Annotated in this window: 18 protein-coding genes and 1 tRNA gene; 5 read left to right on the top strand and 14 right to left on the bottom strand. The window is 63.2% G+C overall.

Annotation, left to right across the window (positions count from 1 at the left end):
- Positions 1-102: 102 nt before the first annotated feature.
- On the top strand, positions 103-972 hold the full coding sequence (locus tag MesoLj_RS06720; RefSeq protein WP_202325509.1) for an endonuclease/exonuclease/phosphatase family protein: 870 nt from the start codon (positions 103-105) through the stop codon (positions 970-972).
- 7 nt (positions 973-979) lie between these two features.
- On the opposite strand, the gene MesoLj_RS06715 is transcribed toward MesoLj_RS06720, so the two are convergent.
- The 4 genes from MesoLj_RS06715 to MesoLj_RS06700 all read right to left on the bottom strand — a co-directional run bounded on the left by MesoLj_RS06715 (position 980) and on the right by MesoLj_RS06700 (position 3,275).
- Positions 980-1,507 (bottom strand): GNAT family N-acetyltransferase, encoded by a 528-nt coding sequence (locus MesoLj_RS06715; RefSeq protein ID WP_202325508.1) that lies wholly within the window; start codon positions 1,505-1,507, stop codon positions 980-982.
- A 20-nt stretch (positions 1,508-1,527) separates the two neighbouring features.
- Positions 1,528-2,115, bottom strand: a complete 588-nt coding sequence (locus MesoLj_RS06710) for a GNAT family N-acetyltransferase (protein ID WP_056575214.1) — start codon at positions 2,113-2,115, stop codon at positions 1,528-1,530.
- Between the two features lie 120 nt (positions 2,116-2,235).
- The gene (gene rpmA, locus MesoLj_RS06705; protein WP_010912120.1) at positions 2,236-2,505 is read right to left on the bottom strand and encodes a 50S ribosomal protein L27; all 270 of its coding nucleotides are present in this window, start codon (positions 2,503-2,505) and stop codon (positions 2,236-2,238) included.
- Positions 2,506-2,603: 98 nt separating this feature from the next.
- Entirely contained in the window at positions 2,604-3,275 is a 672-nt protein-coding gene (locus MesoLj_RS06700) for a 50S ribosomal protein L21 (RefSeq protein WP_140776614.1), read from the bottom strand.
- A gap of 412 nt (positions 3,276-3,687) precedes the next feature.
- Between MesoLj_RS06700 and MesoLj_RS06695 the strand changes: the two genes are divergently transcribed.
- Positions 3,688-3,777 (top strand) — tRNA-Ser (locus MesoLj_RS06695).
- A 111-nt stretch (positions 3,778-3,888) separates the two neighbouring features.
- Here MesoLj_RS06695 and MesoLj_RS06690 read toward each other — a convergent pair.
- Positions 3,889-4,908, bottom strand: coding sequence for an alcohol dehydrogenase catalytic domain-containing protein (locus tag MesoLj_RS06690; protein WP_244735304.1), 1,020 nt, complete (start codon positions 4,906-4,908; stop codon positions 3,889-3,891).
- 12 nt (positions 4,909-4,920) lie between these two features.
- Positions 4,921-5,850 (bottom strand): choline ABC transporter substrate-binding protein, encoded by a 930-nt coding sequence (choX, locus tag MesoLj_RS06685; RefSeq protein WP_202325506.1) that lies wholly within the window; start codon positions 5,848-5,850, stop codon positions 4,921-4,923.
- An 82-nt stretch (positions 5,851-5,932) separates the two neighbouring features.
- Between choX and betI the strand changes: the two genes are divergently transcribed.
- Positions 5,933-6,589: a transcriptional regulator BetI gene (betI, locus tag MesoLj_RS06680; RefSeq protein WP_202325505.1), complete on the top strand. Its 657-nt coding sequence runs from the start codon at positions 5,933-5,935 to the stop codon at positions 6,587-6,589.
- Positions 6,590-6,635: 46 nt separating this feature from the next.
- Here betI and MesoLj_RS06675 read toward each other — a convergent pair whose 3' ends face one another.
- Both MesoLj_RS06675 and MesoLj_RS06670 read right to left on the bottom strand, forming a co-directional pair.
- Positions 6,636-7,268, bottom strand: a complete 633-nt coding sequence (locus MesoLj_RS06675; protein WP_202325504.1) for a DapH/DapD/GlmU-related protein — start codon at positions 7,266-7,268, stop codon at positions 6,636-6,638.
- A 34-nt stretch (positions 7,269-7,302) separates the two neighbouring features.
- The gene (locus MesoLj_RS06670; RefSeq protein WP_202325503.1) at positions 7,303-8,709 is read right to left on the bottom strand and encodes a hypothetical protein; all 1,407 of its coding nucleotides are present in this window, start codon (positions 8,707-8,709) and stop codon (positions 7,303-7,305) included.
- A gap of 196 nt (positions 8,710-8,905) precedes the next feature.
- Between MesoLj_RS06670 and MesoLj_RS06665 the strand changes: the two genes are divergently transcribed.
- Positions 8,906-9,673, top strand: coding sequence for a hypothetical protein (locus MesoLj_RS06665; protein WP_244735302.1), 768 nt, complete (start codon positions 8,906-8,908; stop codon positions 9,671-9,673).
- On the opposite strand, the gene MesoLj_RS06660 is transcribed toward MesoLj_RS06665, so the two are convergent.
- The 4 genes from MesoLj_RS06660 to MesoLj_RS06645 are packed head-to-tail and all read right to left on the bottom strand — an operon-like array spanning position 9,660 to position 14,207.
- Positions 9,660-10,541 (bottom strand): efflux RND transporter periplasmic adaptor subunit, encoded by an 882-nt coding sequence (locus tag MesoLj_RS06660; protein ID WP_202325502.1) that lies wholly within the window; start codon positions 10,539-10,541, stop codon positions 9,660-9,662. The genes MesoLj_RS06665 and MesoLj_RS06660 overlap by 14 nt on opposite strands.
- On the bottom strand, positions 10,538-10,747 hold the full coding sequence (locus MesoLj_RS06655) for a DUF1656 domain-containing protein (RefSeq protein WP_202325501.1): 210 nt from the start codon (positions 10,745-10,747) through the stop codon (positions 10,538-10,540). The genes MesoLj_RS06660 and MesoLj_RS06655 overlap by 4 nt, the downstream gene beginning before the upstream one ends.
- Positions 10,748-10,754: 7 nt before the next feature.
- Positions 10,755-12,800 carry an FUSC family protein gene (locus MesoLj_RS06650; RefSeq protein ID WP_202325500.1) on the bottom strand — a complete coding sequence of 682 codons (2,046 nt, stop codon included), beginning with the start codon at positions 12,798-12,800 and terminating at the stop codon, positions 10,755-10,757.
- Between the two features lie 57 nt (positions 12,801-12,857).
- Positions 12,858-14,207 carry an MFS transporter gene (locus MesoLj_RS06645; protein WP_202325499.1) on the bottom strand — a complete coding sequence of 450 codons (1,350 nt, stop codon included), beginning with the start codon at positions 14,205-14,207 and terminating at the stop codon, positions 12,858-12,860.
- Positions 14,208-14,434: 227 nt separating this feature from the next.
- Between MesoLj_RS06645 and MesoLj_RS06640 the strand changes: the two genes are divergently transcribed.
- On the top strand, positions 14,435-14,797 hold the full coding sequence (locus tag MesoLj_RS06640) for a MarR family winged helix-turn-helix transcriptional regulator (protein ID WP_342215822.1): 363 nt from the start codon (positions 14,435-14,437) through the stop codon (positions 14,795-14,797).
- A gap of 115 nt (positions 14,798-14,912) precedes the next feature.
- Here the strand turns inward: MesoLj_RS06640 and recQ are convergent, their stop codons facing one another.
- Positions 14,913-16,739, bottom strand: a complete 1,827-nt coding sequence (gene recQ / locus MesoLj_RS06635; protein WP_202325498.1) for a DNA helicase RecQ — start codon at positions 16,737-16,739, stop codon at positions 14,913-14,915.
- Positions 16,736-17,308, bottom strand: a complete 573-nt coding sequence (locus MesoLj_RS06630; RefSeq protein WP_244735516.1) for a sulfotransferase — start codon at positions 17,306-17,308, stop codon at positions 16,736-16,738. Before MesoLj_RS06630 ends, recQ begins: the two co-directional genes overlap by 4 nt.
- Between the last annotated feature and the right edge of the window lie 857 nt (positions 17,309-18,165).

Here is an 18,165-nt window from a genome sequence, read left to right as displayed (position 1 = left end):
GCATTGCTCTAAACCTTGGGCCTTGCTCTAAACCAAGGCGCGGCGAAGGGCGAGGCCGTTTTGTGACAATGGCCGCGTGGGGTCGGCCGGAGAGATGTCGGTATGAAGCTTGTAACCTACAACATCCAGTACGGCATCGGTCTTGATGGGCACTACGATGTCGCGCGTATTGCCGACGCGGTACGCGGCGCCGACGTGATCGCGCTGCAGGAGGTCACTCGCAACAATCCCAGGAACGGCAGCCGCGACATGGTCGCCGAGATCGGCGAGGCGCTGCCCGACTATTTCGCCGTCTATGGCAGCAATTTCGAGGCCAATATCGGTTCGCGCATCGAAAACGGCCGCGCCATCACCACGACCTTCCAGCTCGGCAATATGGTGCTGTCCAAGACGCCCATTCATCTGTCGCGCAACCTGCTTTTGCCGCGCAGCCGGAGCTTCGAGATGATGAACTTCCAGCGCGGCGCGCTGGAGGCGCTGATCGAGACGTCGCTTGGTTTCATCCGTTTCTATTCCATCCATCTCGATCATCGCAGCCCCGTGGAACGCGCCAGCCAGATCCAGTTCCTGCGCCGGCGCCTGTTGAACTACGCACTCGAAGGCGGCGCGCTGTCCGGCGTCGCCGAGATCGGCCTGCCGGAACTGCCGCATCCCGAGGCCTTTGTGGCCATGGGCGATTTCAACATGCTGGCCGCCTCGCCCGAATATGTCGAACTCGCCGGCCGGCCGGACCATGAATTCGGCATGCCGCTGACCGCCGACTTCGCCGTCGATGCCGCCGTGCGCCTTGATGTCGCCGGTGACGATCTCGTCAGCCGGGTCGATCCCAAGGATCCTGCCAATGCCAGCCGCCACAAGCGCATCGACTATGTCTTCACCAGCGCCTCGCTTGCCCGGTCGCTGAAGCGCCTGTGGGTCGACCGGAAAGCAACGGGTTCGGACCACCTGCCTGTGTGGGTCGAACTGGACTGACGACTCTTCATCCGGCTGCGTTTTCGCGTTCGACGATCGCCATCATGATCGTATCGCCGTATTTCCCGTCGATACAGATAGCGTCGCGCTGCACACCCTCCCTGACAAACCCGACCTTGTCGTAAAGAGCGATGGCGCGGGCATTGTCGGCGTGTACGGACAGCTCGACGCGGACAAAGCCGGTCTTGCGTGCCTGCGCCAGGGTGGCATTGATAAGCCGCAATCCGAGCCCGCGCCCGCGATGGGAGGCAACAATTCCCATTCCGAGGCTGCCACGATGGGCATGGATGAGCCGGTCATGGCGGGTGATGTCGCACCAACCGACGACCTCGCCACGAATGACGGCCACGAACCCCGGATCGCCTTTCGCGATACGGTCCAATGCGAATCGGCGGGTTTGATCCAGCGGTGGCGCCTCGAGGAAGGACAGGTACTTCCGCTCGCGCGCAACGAGATCAAGCGCACGATGAAAGCTTTCGATGTCACCCGGCGTTATCGGCGCGATCGTTTCGATACCGTTGCTGCCATCGACCATTGGCCCGACCGCGCCATCCCTCAAAAGTGCACCCAGTTGCGCAGGCTCGTCCACGTCTTGCGGTCCAGCCTGTAGCGCTCGACCGGCACCTGGCCGGCGACGATCGAGTTCAGCATGCCCTGGCCGGCATACTGGAAACCGCACTTGTGGATCACCCGGCGCGAGGCCGGATTGATGACCCGCGTCGAGGCATGCAGCACCTGGATCGAGGTCTTCTGGAAGGCGAGGTCGACCAGCGCGTGGGCGGCTTCGGTCGCATAGCCCCGCTTCCAGTAGGGTTCGCCGATCCAGTAACCGAGCTCCAGCCCGCGATCGGTGGTGTTCAAGCCCGCGCAGCCGACGAAAGTGTCGGTGCCGGCCAGCGTCAGGGCATAGGCGATGCCGGCCCGGCGCGACCTGGTCATGGCGAGGAAGGCGCGCGCCTCGTCCTCGCCATAGGGATGCGGCATGCGCGCCAGCATCTCGGCGACATGACGGTTGTCGGCAAGCTCGACCAGTTGCGCGATGTCCTCTTCGCGCGGCGCCCGCATCACCAGCCGTTCGGTGACCAGCACCGGGCAGTCTATCGCGTAACTTTCGTCTTCACTGTCTTCCGCTTCGGCAACCATTTGAACGTCCTCCAGGCACAAGAAAAAGGGGAGATGGAAACCCATCTCCCCTGATCCTTTTCCTGGTTTTGCCAGACACCGGTTCCCGAGATGGGCGCCGGTGTTCTAGTGCGGAACCGGCTACTCCGCGGCTTTGGTAATCGGGTTGACCGATACGTAGGTTCGGCCGTTGGCTTTTTTGTTGAACGTCACGGCGCCGGATTCGAGCGCAAAAAGGGTATGGTCCGTGCCCATGCCGACATTGACGCCGGGATGCCAGGTGGTGCCGCGTTGACGAATGATGATGTTGCCCGGGATTACGGCTTCGCCGCCGAACTTCTTCACTCCCAGACGCTTGGAATGCGAGTCGCGACCGTTGCGCGACGAGCCGCCAGCTTTCTTGTGTGCCATCTAACTAACTCCGTTGCGCCGCAAGGCGCCTAAAAGGCCTTATGAACGCGTTCGCGTTCCGTTTCAAGTCCGATCCGGCTGATGTTTCGCCGGAAAAATTACTTCTTGGCCAGTTCCTTGGCCTGCTCGCGCCAGTCCTTGATCTGGTCGGCGCTGAACGGCATGTGCTCGTCGATCTTGGCGACATCCTTGTCGGTCAGCTTGGCCAGCTGCGCGAAGGTGATGATGCCCTGCTCGTTGAGATCCTTGGCGGCGACCGGGCCGATGCCCTTGATCACGGTCAGGTCGTCCGGCTCGCCCTTCGGCGCCTTGAACAGCGGCGCGGCGGCGGTCTCGGCCGTCACTTCCGCCTTGGGGGCGGCTTCCTTCTTGGCCTTGGCTTCCTTCGGCGCGGCCTCGGCGGCGACTTCGGCCTTGGCTTCCGCCTTCACGGCCGCCTTCTTGGTCGGCTTGGCGCCACCCAGCAGGATCTCGGAGATCCGCACGGTGGTCAAAAGCTGGCGATGGCCGATCTTGCGGCGAGAATTCTGGCGGCGGCGCTTCTTGAAGGCGATGACCGTGCGGTTCTTGCCCTGCTCGACGACTTCGGCGGTAACCAGGGCGCCATCGACGAACGGCGCGCCGAACGTGACATTTTCGCCCTCGCCATGCGCGAGCACGTGGCCGATCTCGACGATATCGCCGACATTGGCTTCGACTTTTTCGATCTTCAGGAGATCGTTGGCGGCGACGCGATACTGCTTGCCGCCCGTTTTAATGACTGCGAACATTTTTTGCCTTTCGCTGTTCGGTCGGCCTTGATGAACCGCGTCTGGCGGTTCGGCCGTCTTTTTGTCAGTCTGCGGGTTCAAAAAACAAGCGGCGCGGAAGAACCCTCCACGCCGATTGCGCGCTGTCCCTAACCGAAGGTTGAGCGGGAGTCAAGGCAACACCCGTTGCCAGGACTGCTATTGGCCGGCCGGCCAGCAATCTTTTGCGGCAAGGCCTGTGGCACGCTGGAGAAATCGGTGGTGACCGCGATGACGTCAAGATCGCCATGCCCTGCCGGGCCAATGCGCAGCGGATGCCGCCCGTGAATCCCATGCTTGTCCGGCAAGCCAAATATCGGTGGATTTGGCCTTGTAACCTGCCCGTTCAGCCGTTATCTAGTGCGCCGCGCCGGCAACGGCCGACCATGACCGCGGAGAGGTGGCAGAGTGGTCGAATGCACCGCACTCGAAATGCGGCATGGGTGCAAGCCCATCGGGGGTTCGAATCCCTCCCTCTCCGCCAATCCATTCACGCCGGCCCATCCGGCCTGGCGGCACAATCTGCCCAACCCCCCTGTCGGTGGCGTATCCGGGCAATGCGTATCCCGCCAATACGGCTCGGCCGACGGCATCGTCAGGCACCGGCACCAAAGACAATCGCCTGCCGTCCTTCGGCGGTGCCCGCTTTCAACCGGCCCAGCGCGCTGGTCACGTCCGCGAGCGTGACGCGCTCGACCTGAGCCTCGAACGGCAGCGCCTCGTGCAATTGCATCAGTTCACGCATCTGCGCGCGCGTGCCCACGCTGGTGCCGGTTATCCAGACACCGGTGGCGGTGAGCCATTCCTGGCTGAGGGGTACCGGTTGCGAGACCATGGCCGCGGCGATGATCCTGCCGCGCGGACGGATGGCCGCGGTCATCGCATCCCAGCTCGCCGGTGTCGGCGCAAAATTGATGCAGACATGGGCACGCAGCTTCGCCGGCCAATCACCGGCCAGACGAGGCGAGGCAAGAAGCGTGTGTTCGGCGCCAAGTGAAGCCGCGAGGCGGAGCTTGGCCTCATCCGTGTCGACGGCGATGACCACAGCACCGAGCCGCCGGGCGATCTGGATCGCATACAGGCCCAGACCGCCGCAGCCGAATACGGCACAGACCTCGCCGGCAACGATCCCTGCCCGCTTCAGCGCCCCGAAAGCGGTCAGGCCCGCGCACATCAACGGCGCCAGCATGGCCGCATCGCCTCGGTCCGGCACGCGCGCGGCGAAACGCGCATCGGCCACGACATATTCGGCAAAAGTGCCCGCGACATCGAAGCCATGGGCGCGCTGGTGCTGGCAGAAGGATTCCATGCCGGCGTGGCATTCATCGCAGCAGCCGCAGGTGTCATGCAGCCAGGCGACGCCCGCCCGCTCGCCAACCCGCCAGCCCGTGACGCCGGCGCCCGTCCGCACCACCCTGCCTATGCCCTCATGGCCAAGAATCGCCGCCGCTTGCCCCGAAGCCGGCCGCAGATGCCCTTGCCACACATGTACATCGGTATGGCATATGCCGCTGGCCTCCAGACGGACCAGTATTTCTCCGGGACCCGGTTCCGGCCGCGGCACGCTGATGATGCGCAACGGCTGGCCGGCGTGTTCCAGCACGGCTGCAAGCATGCTTTGCGTCATCTAAAGGCCGAGAGCGCTTTTCACGGCCGCCGAGGCTGGCTGGCCGTCAAGAGTCGAAACGCCGTCCAGCCATTTGGTGAGCTTGTCCGGATTGCGCTTGATCATCTCGCGTGCGGCTTCGTCGGCGGATTTGCTCTCCCCCAGGATCATCCGCATGCCATGGTTCTCGTAGTCAAGATCGAATGCCAGATTGGCGAACAGCCTGGCCGCGTTGGGGCATTCCGCCGAGAATCCCTTGCGAGCGATGGTGCGCACCGTGGCGCCGCCGAAATTCGGTCCAAACTCGACGTCCCCGCCCGACAAATAGCTTATCTTGTAGTCGAGATTCATCGGATGTGGTTCCCAGCCAAGGAAGACGACCCAGCCCTTGTCCGCCACGGAATTCGAGACCTGCGTCAGCATTGCTGCCTCGCTGGATTCGATAATCTGCCAATCGCCCAGCCCGTGCCGGTTGGCGGCCACCATGTCGAGCAGCGGCTTGTTCGAGCCTGCCTCGATTCCGTAGATCTTGCGGCCGAACTTGTCGGCATGGGAAGCAAGATCGTCGAAGCTTTTGATCCCCTGGTCCGCGACATATTGCGGTACGGCCAGCGTGTATTTGGCACCCTCCAGGTTCACGCCCAGCACTTCGACCGACCCCTCGTCGAAGTAGGACTTGTATTCCTCGTCCTGCACCGGCCGCCAATTGCCCAGGAAGACATCCATGTCGTTCTCCTTCAAAGCCGAATAGGCGACACCCAGGCCGAGCAAGGTTTGAGAGGCGTCATATCCCAAGGCGTCGAGTATGACCTCGGCGGTGGTGTTGGTCAGGGCGATGTCGGTCCAGCCCAGATCCGCCATGCGGACCTTCCGACATTGTGATGCGTCGGCGGCCATGACCGGCGAGGCGACGAGTGCTGAAAGCAAGGCCAGAACGAGTGTCGTGCGCATTGTGGCTCCCCATTTTTCTTCGTGAGACGAATTGCCCGCCAACGCTATGACCTCTGCATTATATGTCAATATAGAATCTTGTATGAGCATACAAAAATCTTCTTTGCTAGAAAGAGCAATGGCGACTCAGGGCAAGCGAACGAAAATCGAGGACATACGGCGCGTCGAGCTGATTGCCGCCGCCCGCCGCGTATTCCTCGAGCATGGGTTGCAAGGCATGACCTCGGCCCGCATATGCCGCGAAGCCGGCATGTCGCCGGGCATCCTTGCCTATTATTTCAAGGGCAAGGACGAGGTTCTGTTCGGCATGGTGCGCTACAACAATCGCCTGCTGATGGAAGACGTCATAGCGCGACTGGGGGCGGCGCGGACCGGTTGGGCACGGTTGGAAGCGATCGTTGAAGGAAACTTTCCCGCCTCGGCGTTCACCCGCCCCATCGCCAATGCGTGGCTGTCAGTCTGCGCCGAGGCGGGCGTAAATCCGCAATATGCGCGGCTCCAGCGGCTGTTTTACCGCCGATTGCGCTCAAACCTGGCTTCGGTGTTTGCAGGGATGTTCGATGCGACACGCCTTCGCGAGGCGAGTTTTGTCATCGCTGCCCTGATCGATGGACTTTGGCTGCGCAAGGCAGCCGCCGACGATGTCGGGCGCGACGAAGCCATAACGCTGGTGTTCAGAGCGATCCGGTCCCTGCTGAGCAATGGGGAGGAGCAGCAGTTGCGCCACCCTACGGGTTGAAGGGCACATAGCTCCCACCCTCTCCGCCATTTTCATCCGTCTCTTGTCACACTGCGGATGCCGGGGTTCCGCGCACGGTCACGCCGGGCTGGACGCTGCGGGTGACCACCGAGGCGGCGCCCACCGTCGCGCCGGCACCAATTTCCACACCGCGCATCAATTGGACGGCGCTGCCGATACGGGCACCCTGCCGAACGATAACGGGACCGTCAGGTGTCCTCCCGTTGGGACTGAACGTGGTGGCCAGCGCGACGACGTAGGGCCCGATGGCGCAGTCGCTTTCGATAATGGTCCCTGCCGGAAATCCGCAAAACCCCTGAATTCTCGTGTTTTCTCCGATGACGCACTTGCTCCCCACCGTACAGGAGAAACCAACGCTGGTTCTTTCCCCGAGACGCGCGCCTTCGCGGATCAGGGTATGGTCACCGATATAGGCGTCGGGGCCGGTTATCGCCCCGGAGCAGACGATGGCGTAGGCGCCAACAATGGTTCTCTCGCCTATATCGGTCGGCTGCTGAACTGTTGGCTGGGCAACCGAACCGGGATTGGAATGGCTTGGCCTGCCTATTATGGCGCCATGCTCGATACGGGCCCCGCGGCCCAATCGTGTTCCGGGATAGAGGACGACATAGGCGCCTATGGAGACGTCGTCCGCGATTTGAACATCGTCCGCGCACATAAGGTAGGCGCGCGATCGGACTTCTTCAACTCGTTCATTCTGTCGGCCTTCGATAGTGCTTGCGTATCAGGCGCTTTATCTTCGCAATGACGACGCGACGATTGATCTGGGACATGTGGATTTTCACGCCCGGTTCATCCCAGGTGTTTTCGGACAACTTGCCTTGATCAACCTCGAGGTCCCGGTCGACTTTCGCCGCCATCCGGCGCCGAAATTCGTTTCGCTCTTCGCCTGCTGTCGGGATGTTGAGCTCCCTCGTCAGTTGCTCGATCGTGCGGCGGTATTGTTCGTTCTCGCCGCGAAGCCGGCTAACTTCATCCTCGGCCCTTTTGGCGCGCTCGGCCACCGGTCCAAATGCTATCCGGGCGGACAGCAGCTTGGATTCAGACCTCCAGTTCGACGCCACCAATCTCGAGAGCTCAAGCTTCGGCGTGGTCCGGCTTGCCGTCGGCTTTGCCAGATCCGAACACAGATCGATCATCTGCTGGGCATGGATTCGAGCATGGTGATGCATCATGACCAGTTTCCGATTCGCCATTCCCATGAGGGGATCATAGGCACCTAGATCGGTGACCAGTTGTGCGGGCTCAAAGGGGCGCGACAAAGCGAGCCCCGCGAACGCGTCGGCCTCCATCGCCTCATAGACCTGTGGGGTTACCCAGCCGTCCATCCCAAAGACGTCGTACACATAGGCAGGGCGACCGCAGGACATGGCATCCAGGATCGCCCGGGCCTTCCCCACGACGATATCGGCCTCGGCGATGGCTTGGACGATGTCGGCGGAATTGGTGCCGGCAGGGCTGCCGACCTGCATGAACTCGACCCCGGCGCCACTCCACGCGTCGACCAGGAAGCGCTTTGCTTCGCCTTGCAGATAATTCCCCAGCAAAAGCGCTTTCTTCGGCTGTTTGCGGGCTGCGCCGCGGGGTGCCAGCCTGTCCACGTCGATCGGTTGGCGAAAGCGAACAATCCGGTGCTTCGTGGCCAGGGCGCGAAGCCGATCTTCAAATCGCTCGCTCATGACAACAACCGCGCCGACCACGCCAGGAACAGCCGGAGGCGTCTGCAATTCGAAAAGCGGACTGTGGCAGATAAAAGCGTGAGGAACCTCTGGCCACCTGGCCGACATCTCATAGGCGACAACGCCGTCCTGGCTGAGCACGACATCGGGCGTTGGCAGCTCGAGATCCGTTGCAATCCTGATGGCGCGATCCCTGGCCACCTGAGCCATCTTCCCAGGTGCCTTCACATAGATCGTGATGTCGTGGCCAAGCTTCAGGAACTGTTCGGCAATCGTTATTGCATAGGTCTCGCTGCCGCCGACATCATCGAACTGATAGGTTCCTAGAACTATTCTCACAGATGGATCCTGGCACAATTTCTCGGCAGCGAGCGAAGCCAGTCGGCACTGCAGCCCGCCGGCAAACGATCTCACGACCATGGCAATTCGAGTCGGCGAGGGAGGATATATCCGTGATCATATCAGCCCCCTTTCAAAGCCAGCATGACGTATTTTGGCAAAGCATGTCAAAACCGGAGTCGTGTCCGCGCCGTGAGCCGTGACCGCTATTCCCTGGCCAATGCCGGCGGAATGCGACACAAAACGCGGCAGGCGGAACAAATGAGGACGCTGCACCTTGCGGAACATCGATTTCAGCTCCTGGCAGAGCCTGCTTGCCACCCTTATCGGCCTGGCGCTGTTCACGCTGATCAGCATCGGCATTCGCTTGCTGATGATGTTCACCATCCAGCAGCGCCGCGAACGCACGAACCGCCAGATCAACGAGCGGCTGCGTACCTTGATTGCCGCCTACAAGACGCTTGGCGGATCGTTCACCGGCAACCTCGCTGTCGATCCAGCCCATCTGCGCGACTTTCGCGAGCGGCCTGCCGTCGAAAGCGACACGGCCGTCGACCTCGGTGGCGAACGCGTCTCGGGATCGGAACGGGGGCGACGCATCCGCGATGCGGTCGAGGCATGCCTGTCGGACATCCTGCTGCTCGGCACCGAAGAGCAGGTCCGGCTGGCCGAGCACGCCATCCGGGAGATGGTGGCCGGGCGTCCCGTGCACACGCACGACCTAGTGGTTTCGCTACGCAACTTCATTCGCGAGGCCCTCGATCTGGCCCCGATCCCGGCCGATCTCACGATCCCGCAACAAGGTCCGGCAAGGCCATCGGCCTCGACCGCGCGCGGCAAGAACGAGCGTGGCAATGACACGTCAGGCGGCGGGAAAGGTGGTAGCGGTGGCATGGGCGGTGGCGGCATGGGCGGCGGTTCCGGCGGTGGTGGCGGCATCGCAACCGACGATCCGTCCGATGACCATCCCGCTTCGGGCCACCGCCCTAAGAGCCGCCGTTCAAGCGCCGCGCCGCGCAAGGCGGGCGCGCTCACTGCGCCGTAGCGCGATCGATGGTCACCGTTGCGGAGGTTCCGGCAACCAGCCTTGCCTTGGTCGCCGCGTCGCTGTCGAGCACGATATGCACGGGAACGCGCTGCGCGAGCCGCACCCAGGTGAAGGTCGGATTGATGTCCGCCAGCAGCGTGCCCGAGCTGCGTTCGCGGTCCGCGATCCCCGCGGCGATGCTTGCGACATGGCCGGACAGGGAGTTTGGCCATCCCATCAGCCTGATGGATGCCTTGGCGCCGATCCCGATGCGCGGAAGTTTCGTCTCCTCGAAATAGCCCTCGATGCGCATCGTGTCGGTGTCGACGAGCGCCATGGTGGCCGTGCCGGGGGCGACATAGTCTCCCGGGCGAAGGCTGAGATTGGTGATGATGCCATTCACCGGCGCCCGGACTTCGGAACGGTCCAGATTGAGCTGCGCCAGGTCGCGCGACGCGCTAGCCTGCAGGCTTTCCGATTCCGCCTCGGCCACCGTCGACCGCGCTTCCTCGATCTGCTGGATGCTGACCGCCGAAGCGGTCAGGCGCTGAAGGCGGTCGAGATTTCTCTTGGCCTGGTCGAGCGTTGCCTGCTTCCCCTCCACCATAGCCTGCGCCTGCGTGAGCGCCACGGCGAAGCGCTGGCGGTCGACCTGGAAAAGAGCATCGCCCTTCTTCACCGCCTGATTGTCCTTGACCATGACCTCGGCCACCAGGCCCGACACGTCAGGTGTGACGCCGACGACGTCGGCGCGGACATGCGCATCACGCGTCCATGGGGCATTCATGTTGTCGTCCCACAGCTTCCAGGCGACGGCGCCAGCGACGGCAACGACGGTAGCGGTGACGAGGATCCTGCCGGTAAGGCGCAGAAAGCGGTACTTCATGACAACAGCCGATTTGAAAGCGAGGACAACGCCCCGAGGATGAGGATGTAGAGCGCGAAATTGAAGAGCGCCCTGTGCCAAACGAAGGAATAGAGGCCTGTCCACGACAGGGCTTGCCAGACCATCCGCGCCACGACGAAGGCCGCCAGCATCAGGACAAGAAGACCCGGCAGATAGACGCCGGCTATGCTGATATCGCTTTGCATGATCGATCTACTCCGCCACCAGCAGCATGGGCTCCGGCATTGTCGAATAGATCGGTGGCGCGGCGTTCCGGTACAGCGCCCGTCGCACCCCGACCAGCGCGTCCGCCGACCGCCGCGCCGGCGTGGCCTGACGGCCCGCGACCGTGGCGAGGGCGCGATCGATGCGCGCCAGCAGCCGCGGCGGCGCGGTGACGGCAGCGCCGAGGCGCAGACGCTCCTTGAACAGCTCGGCGACGGCCGACAGGACGGTGCCGACCTCGCGCCTCTCGTCGGGCGTGAGACGGTTGCGCATCCGCTGCAGTTCCACGATGTTCAGGCCGAGCCTGATTTCCGCATAGCCATCGATCGTCGACAGCGCCTTGTTCTCCGTTCCCGCGAGCCTGGGCACGAGCTGGCCGAGACGATCGAGCATGCGGCCGGCGAGCCGGCGCTGGTCCTCGACGCGGTCGCCGGCGGCGAGTTGGGCAAGATCCGACCAGCCGGCATGCACCAGTCGCCGGGCTGCGATCTCTCCGCCGAACGGCCGCAGCACCAGTGTCCACACCAGCGCGAAGCCCACACCCGCCAGGGCGGCGAGGCCGCCACCGGCGAACGAAACGAAATCGGCGGAAAACCGGTCGCTGAGGGCGATGAAGGATGCGGTGTTCACGGTGAGCAGCATCGCCAGCATGCTGAGCTGAGGCCTGGGAATGAGCGTGCCGAGCACGAGGAAAGGCGGCGCCAGCACGAGAACCAGCAAGGGGAAGCTTTGAACCATCGGCAGGATGGCGAACTGGTAGAGGGCGGTGACCGCCAGGCTGAGCGTGCACCAGACGAACATCGACAGGAGAAGCGGCGCCGGCCGATCGGCGGCGGCGAAAAACGAACTGCCGACCGCCACCATGAGCACGAAGCCGGCGCCTTCCGCCCAGCCGGAATAAATCCACAGAGCACTGGCCGCCAGCACGGCGAGGATCACGGAACCGGCATAGAAGAACAACATGCCGTAGTCGTGATGGCGGGTGCGCGAGAAGGTGCGGCGACGGCGGAAGGCGAGCCTCTCGCCCCGGGAATCGCCTGTCGCAATCTGCTTTTTCAGCACCAGGCAGTCGTGCCAGGCGTCGACGATCTCCCTAAGCCTGGCCAAGGCGCTGTCAAGGATGAGGCTGTCCCAATCGACCGCGTGCGCGGGCGGCCGCAAATCGGCGATACGGGATCGGAATAGAACGGCGCGGTCCGGACCGTCCACCGCCTGGAGCCAGGTTCCGACATCACCGAGCAGGGTGAAGAACTCCTCGTGGATCGCCCGGTCCTGCGACTTCAGGCCATGGATGCGGTCATCGAGCGACGACAACAGCGGAAGCAGCAACATCAGCCGTCCGCGCAACTGTCGCGCCTGCCGCGTGACGCCGCGCGTATGGGCATCGTATCCGAGCTGGCTGATAAGGATGTCGAGCCCTGAAATGTCCGATGCCAGCTTCTGCCGGGCCTGCAAGGTTACCCCAAGCGCGCCCTCGCCGCGCAGGATCTCGCCCGCCCATGCCGCGGCATCGCCAAGCCAGTTGGAAATGCGCGAGGACAAGAGCGAAGACAGCCCGATCGGGAACAGCAATTGCGCGACCACGCTGGCGCAAACGATGCCAAGGATGATCTCCTGGCTCCGGGCCGAGGCGATATCGAAGATCGTCTGGGGCGCATCGACCGCCGGCAGCGCGATCAGCGGAAGCGAATAGCCGGCCAGCATGAAGACATAGCTGCGCGGCGTCCGGTCCAGCATCGAAATATAAAGCAGCCCGCCAGTCCACAACGCCACGACCATGCTCAACAGCAGAGGCGAATTGACGAACATCGGCAAGAAAAGGACGGACGCCGACGCGCCGATCAGTGTGCCGAGCGCGCGATAGAGCCCCTTGGAGGAGGTCGCGCCGGCAAGCGGATTGGCCACGACGTAGACGGCGGCCATGGCCCAGTAAGGGCGCGGCAGGTCGAACGACAGCGCGATATAGAGCGCCAGCATCGAGGCGATGAACGCCTTGATCGAAAACAGCCAGTCTTGCGAGGAAGGGAGCGTCATTGTGCTTCAGCTCTTTGGCCCGCTCCTCCCAGGCGGGGTCCGGAAAGCTCCTTGAACCTAATTGTTGATGTCGACATCCTTCGTCTCATTCCCGATCAACAAGGCAATCAGGGTGAGCACCGCCATGGCCGACAGATAAACGCCGACCCAGAAAGGTCCGCCTCCGAAGCTCCAGAGGGCTACCGCGATGAATGGCGCCACGGCCGCGCCGAGGATCGAGGATACATTGTAGGAGATGCCCGAGCCGGTGTAGCGAACATTGGCTGGAAACAGCTCGGGCAGCAGCGCCCCCATCGGGCCAAAGGTCATGCCCATCAGGCTGAAGCCGATGATGAGCCACGCCATGACGCCGACGGTACCGGCATGAAGCATCGGCACCCACAGCAGGCCGAAAACCGCGATCGCCAGGGTGATCCAGATCAGCGTGCGGCGGCGGCCCCAGCGGTCGGCCCACGGGCCGGAAACCATGGTGAAGACGCCGAAGAAGACAACGCCGATGATCATCATCAGCACGAAGGTCGTGTAGCTGTAGCCGAGGCCCGGCACCGCCGCCGAAGGCGCCGCGCGGCCATAGCTCAACGAAAACGTCGTCATCAGGTAGAACAGCACATAGGTGGCGAGCATGTAGAATGTGCCGAGTATGAGCTCTTTCGAATGCGTCCTGACCGCCGAAGCCAGCGGGAGCTTTCTGACCTGGCCCGTGCGCACCGTATTGTCGAATGCGGCGCTCTCGACCAGGTTGAGCCGGACCCACAGACCGATGGCCACCATGACCACCGAAAACAGGAACGGGATGCGCCACCCCCACGAAAGAAACGCCATCGACGGCCGCGAAGGGTCGTCCGAGGGCATCGCTGCGGCAATGATCAGGAACAGGCCGTTGGCGATAATGAAGCCGATCGGCGCGCCGAGCTGCGGGAAAGTGCCGTAGACCGCGCGCTTTCCCTTCGGCGCGTTCTCCGTCGCCACCAGTGCGGCACCGCTCCACTCTCCGCCGAGCGCAAAACCCTGAGCGAGGCGCAACACCACCAGCAGGGCCGGCGCCAGCCATCCGGCGCTCGAGTAGGTTGGGAGCAGGCCGATCAGGAATGTCGCCAACCCCATGGTGAGCAGCGCGCCAACCAGCGTGATCTTGCGGCCGCGCCGGTCGCCCAGATGGCCGAAGAAGATCGCGCCGAGCGGGCGCGCAATCATCGCCGCGCCGAACACGGCAAAGGAAGCGAGAAGCGCCGTCGTGTCGTTGCCGGCCGGGAAAAACAGGTGAGGAAACACCAGCACGGCAGCCGTGGCGTAGACATAGAAGTCGTAGAATTCGATCGTGGTGCCTATCAGGCTCGCCAGGATAACGCGCGAACGCGGATTTGCGGGAGTGGAAGCTGAGGGCACTGCGCTGAAAGCAACGGACATCGGAAACACCTAGAAGGGCCGGCGAACGCCGATCCCTCACGCTGAGAACGGACACCTGGCGGACAGATGGAAGGATCGGCTTCGCCATCTCGCTGGTATCAATTGCATTCAAATAGATTGTATGCGAACGATTGGCAATGGAAAATGAACGATCCAGAAGCCGCGAAACGATCGGCCAGGTAATAACCAATGTTGCGCGCCTTTGGCGTCGCACCGCCAACGAGCGATTGGATCGTTACGGACTTTCACATGCCGTGGCCATGCCGCTGCTGGCATTATGGCAACTGGGCGGTGAGGCTCGCCAGGGAGCGGTCGCGGAACAGGCCGGCCTCGAAGGGCCTTCGCTGGTGCGTCTCGTCGATCTCCTGGTGGCCGAAGGCCTGATCACAAGGCGTGAGGATCCCAGCGACCGCAGGGCCAAGATACTGTCCTTGACCAAGGACGGTGAGGCGCGGATGAGTTCGATCAACACGGTGCTGGCCGAGCTCCGCCACGAACTGGTCTCTCTCATTGGCGACGACGAGCTCGAGACCGCCTCGGCGGTGCTGCGGCAAATCCAGGCCGAACTCGCCACCAGGCTCGGGAGCTGAATTGCAAACGCCGGCCTTGCCGGCACTCGCCGCCAGGCCGATCGTCTTCCAGGTCCCGGCGAATGAAATCTGTCCCGTAAGCTGCCGGCCGGCGCGCCGCCGGAAGCCGTCAGCGTCACGCCGCTGACAGATGCGCCGCGATCGCGCCCAGGAATATCTCGCCGAATTCCTTAAGCTTCGCCCCTCCCACACCGTTCACTTCGGCGAAGGCGTCGAGGTCGCGCGGGCAGCGCTCGGCCATGTCGATCAGCGTGCGGTCGGAGAACACCACATAGGCCGGCACCTGGCGCTCCTTGGCCAGACGCAAGCGCAGGGATTTGAGCACGGCCAGCAGCGAAGCATCGATGCCTTCGGCACCCGCGACCTCGGCCGCTCGCATCTTGCGCAAGGCGCGGCCGCGCACCTCGACGCGGTAGTGGAACGGGGTCTCGCCACGGCCGAGCGCGCGACCCTTATCGGCGATGGCGAGGCCACCATGACCACTCGGATCCGGCTCCAGGAAGCCGCCGGCGACGAGCTGCCGGATCAGCGACTGCCAGAAATCCTTCTTGTGGGCCACCCCGCCGCCGAAGCTGGCCAGCCTCTCATGGCCCCTGGCCAGCACCTTTTCGGTCTCATGGCCGAGCAGGATGTCGATGACATGGGCGGCGCCGAAGCGCTCGCCGCTCTGGGCGACGGCCGCCAGGATGATGCCCGCCTCGGCAGCGCCATCGGCGCGCGGCACCTGGTCGATGCAGTTGTCGCAATTGCCGCAAGGCGAAGCTTCCTCGCCGAAATAGCCGAGCAGCACCTGGCGCCGGCACTGCGCCGTCTCGCAATAGCCGATCAGCGTGTCGAGCCGGCGATGCGCGCGCTTCTTGTGCTCGGTGGACGCGTCCTCGTCGTCGATGAACAGCCGTCGCATGCGGATGTCGCCAAGGCCGTAAAGCATGTGCGCCTCGGCCTTGCGCCCATCACGACCGGCGCGGCCGATCTCCTGGTAATACGCCTCCAGGCTGCCCGGCATGTCGGTGTGGAAGACATAGGCGACGTCGGGCTTGTCGATGCCCATGCCGAAGGCGATGGTCGCCACCATGACGACGCCGGAGAGCGTCATGAAAGCGTTTTGGTTCGCCTCGCGCGCCTCCTTGCTCATGCCGGCATGATAGGCGAGCGCGGTGACGCCGTTCTTCTCGAGGAAGGCCGCCATCTCCTCCGTCTTCTTGCGCGACAGGCAGTAGACGATGCCGCTCTTGCCGGCGTGACGCTCGATGAAACGCAGCAATTGTCGTTTGCTGTCCTGTTTGGATTCGATCGCCAGCTTGATGTTGGGCCGGTCGAAACCCAGCACCAGCGTTTCGACCCGCTCGGCGAACAGCCGCGCCTCGATGTCGCTGCGCGTGCTCTCGTCCGCCGTCGCCGTCACCGCGATGATCGGCACGTTGGGGAAGATGTGCCGCAGCCGCGACAGGTCCTCATACTCGGGCCGAAACGCCGGTCCCCATTGCGAGATGCAATGCGCCTCGTCGATGGCGATCAGGCTGACGTCGAGCCTCGATAGCGCCTCGAGCATGCGCTCGGTCATCAGCCGCTCCGGCGCCAGATAGAGCAGCCGCGTCTGGCCGGACGCCACGCGGCGCCAGGCCGCGACATTGGCTTCGCGGTCGAGCGAGGAATTGATCGTATCGGCGCCAACGCCCGCCAGCCGCAAGGCGGCGACCTGATCCTGCATCAGCGCCACCAGCGGCGAAATGACGAGGGTGAGCCCGCCCATGACCAGCGCCGGTACCTGGTAGCAAAGCGATTTGCCGGCACCTGTCGGCATGACGGCAAGCACATGGCGCCCACCGAGCAGCGCATCCATGACATCGGCCTGGCCGGGGCGGAAATCGTCGAAACCGAACACGTCCTTCAGCACGCGCCGCTTGCGGTCCTCGGCCAGGATACCGGTTGCCTGCGTCATTCAGCCGATTCCGTCGTCAATATGCCGGCCGAATTGTCATAGCCGAACTCCCGGCAGAAGCTGTCCACGCGCTCGAGAAACGACGGCGGCAGGCCGCGCAGATAGGTCCTGAACGCTTCATTGCGCTCCCATTTTCTCAGCGAGGTGGACCTGATGGGATTGTTTGCATCGCGACTGAAGAGCGTAGCCGGCGCCAGGCCAAAGGATCGGGCAATCCTCGCCTGCACGATGTCCGGTTCGGCGATCAGGTCCTCATAGCGCAAATAGGTGATGTCTCTCTCCGGCTGGACCTGTCGCAGCCGCATCAAACCATCATACTCCGCCTCCCAACGCTCCATGGTCACGTGAAAGGGCCGCAGATCAACGGTCTCCGGGTGAGAGCTGGTCAGCACGTCGAAAGGATGCCGCACGCAATAGATCAGGCCGACCGAGGCGGGCAAATCCTCGAGATCCCTATAGCTCACGAAAGTACGTTTTACGACCAGGTTGGCTTGGTAGCGATCCAGTTCGATTAGTGTCTGGTAAGGCGCTTCGCTGGGATGGACATAGATATCCTCGAAACAGCCCATCAGATCGAGGCTGAGCGTTGTGCCGCTGCGCGCGCAGCCGGCGATGAAAATTCTATTTTGGGATCTTATTGCCGAAGGCAGCATTGGCGCCTTCTGTCGAAGGTGCCAGAAAAGCCGCCTTGCAAGGCGGCGTAACGCCGCGATCGGCTTTCGGGGCGCCGCGGCTGACACCTCGGAAAAGCCAAGCTCGGCCAGGGCGATTCCGCTTTCTCCGGCGACCGCATAGAGCAGCCAGGTCTGATTATCCTGCTCAAAAATGGCCGGATCGCGTAGCGCGTTTTCCCTACCCTGGGCCAGACCGATCCGACTGGGGCGGATCGGCAAGTCGGCCCCTTCGAACTCCGTCTGCGGCCGCAACACTTCGCTGTCGCCTCGAACGGTCCAGTCCCGCCAATCCTCGGCGAGATCGATTGTGCCGTAAAGGATCCGTTCCGGCGCGTCGCCCCGACGCGTGTAATAGACGCGCAGCCAGCGGCCGGATTTCTGCAGTGCGACATGCCGTGGGGCGAGGTCCTGCCGCATGGCAGGCAGCACGACCGGACCGCGTTCGAAATCCGAAATGCCGTTTCTCGATCGGTAGACGGTGATCGTTCCCGTTCCAAGCAAACCGTACCACCAGCCATCGTAACGGAAGATGCGCGCGTAGAACGGCCCGAGCGGCTCGGAAAGCGGAGTGAACCGAAGCCCGTCGACGGATGTCGCGGCGAAGGTAATCTGGCCTTCGCCGGATTCTGCCGGGCCATGAAAATACATCACGAAATGGCGCAGCTTCTGGTCGATGTGAACATCGGGCGAGGCGATATGCCCGACGATGAATGGACATTGATCGAGAGACAGCACACCGCCGGGGTGGATGC

It is taken from the genome of Mesorhizobium sp. 113-3-9 (assembly GCF_016756515.1).
GTDB lineage: Bacteria > Pseudomonadota > Alphaproteobacteria > Rhizobiales > Rhizobiaceae > Mesorhizobium.
The sequence above is the reverse complement of the archived record's forward strand: the minus strand, read 5'-3'. Positions and strand labels throughout refer to the sequence as shown.

Bases quoted from the DNA above. Each gene is read 5' to 3' on its own strand.
- MesoLj_RS06655 (WP_202325501.1), bottom strand. From the start codon at position 10,747: ATGCAAAGCGATATCAGCATAGCCGGCGTCTATCTGCCGGGTCTTCTT.
- MesoLj_RS06650 (WP_202325500.1), bottom strand. From the start codon at position 12,800: ATGACGCTCCCTTCCTCGCAAGACTGGCTGTTTTCGATCAAGGCGTTC.
- recQ (WP_202325498.1), bottom strand. From the start codon at position 16,739: ATGACGCAGGCAACCGGTATCCTGGCCGAGGACCGCAAGCGGCGCGTG.
- betI (WP_202325505.1), top strand. From the start codon at position 5,933: ATGAGCATACAAAAATCTTCTTTGCTAGAAAGAGCAATGGCGACTCAG.
- MesoLj_RS06670 (WP_202325503.1), bottom strand. From the start codon at position 8,709: ATGGTCGTGAGATCGTTTGCCGGCGGGCTGCAGTGCCGACTGGCTTCG.
- MesoLj_RS06700 (WP_140776614.1), bottom strand. From the start codon at position 3,275: ATGTTCGCAGTCATTAAAACGGGCGGCAAGCAGTATCGCGTCGCCGCC.
- MesoLj_RS06675 (WP_202325504.1), bottom strand. From the start codon at position 7,268: ATGTGCGCGGACGATGTTCAAATCGCGGACGACGTCTCCATAGGCGCC.
- MesoLj_RS06720 (WP_202325509.1), top strand. From the start codon at position 103: ATGAAGCTTGTAACCTACAACATCCAGTACGGCATCGGTCTTGATGGG.
- MesoLj_RS06645 (WP_202325499.1), bottom strand. From the start codon at position 14,207: ATGTCCGTTGCTTTCAGCGCAGTGCCCTCAGCTTCCACTCCCGCAAAT.
- choX (WP_202325506.1), bottom strand. From the start codon at position 5,850: ATGCGCACGACACTCGTTCTGGCCTTGCTTTCAGCACTCGTCGCCTCG.
- MesoLj_RS06690 (WP_244735304.1), bottom strand. From the start codon at position 4,908: ATGCTTGCAGCCGTGCTGGAACACGCCGGCCAGCCGTTGCGCATCATC.
- MesoLj_RS06710 (WP_056575214.1), bottom strand. From the start codon at position 2,115: ATGGTTGCCGAAGCGGAAGACAGTGAAGACGAAAGTTACGCGATAGAC.
- MesoLj_RS06630 (WP_244735516.1), bottom strand. From the start codon at position 17,308: ATGGGCTGTTTCGAGGATATCTATGTCCATCCCAGCGAAGCGCCTTAC.
- rpmA (WP_010912120.1), bottom strand. From the start codon at position 2,505: ATGGCACACAAGAAAGCTGGCGGCTCGTCGCGCAACGGTCGCGACTCG.
- MesoLj_RS06715 (WP_202325508.1), bottom strand. From the start codon at position 1,507: ATGGTCGATGGCAGCAACGGTATCGAAACGATCGCGCCGATAACGCCG.
- MesoLj_RS06660 (WP_202325502.1), bottom strand. From the start codon at position 10,541: ATGAAGTACCGCTTTCTGCGCCTTACCGGCAGGATCCTCGTCACCGCT.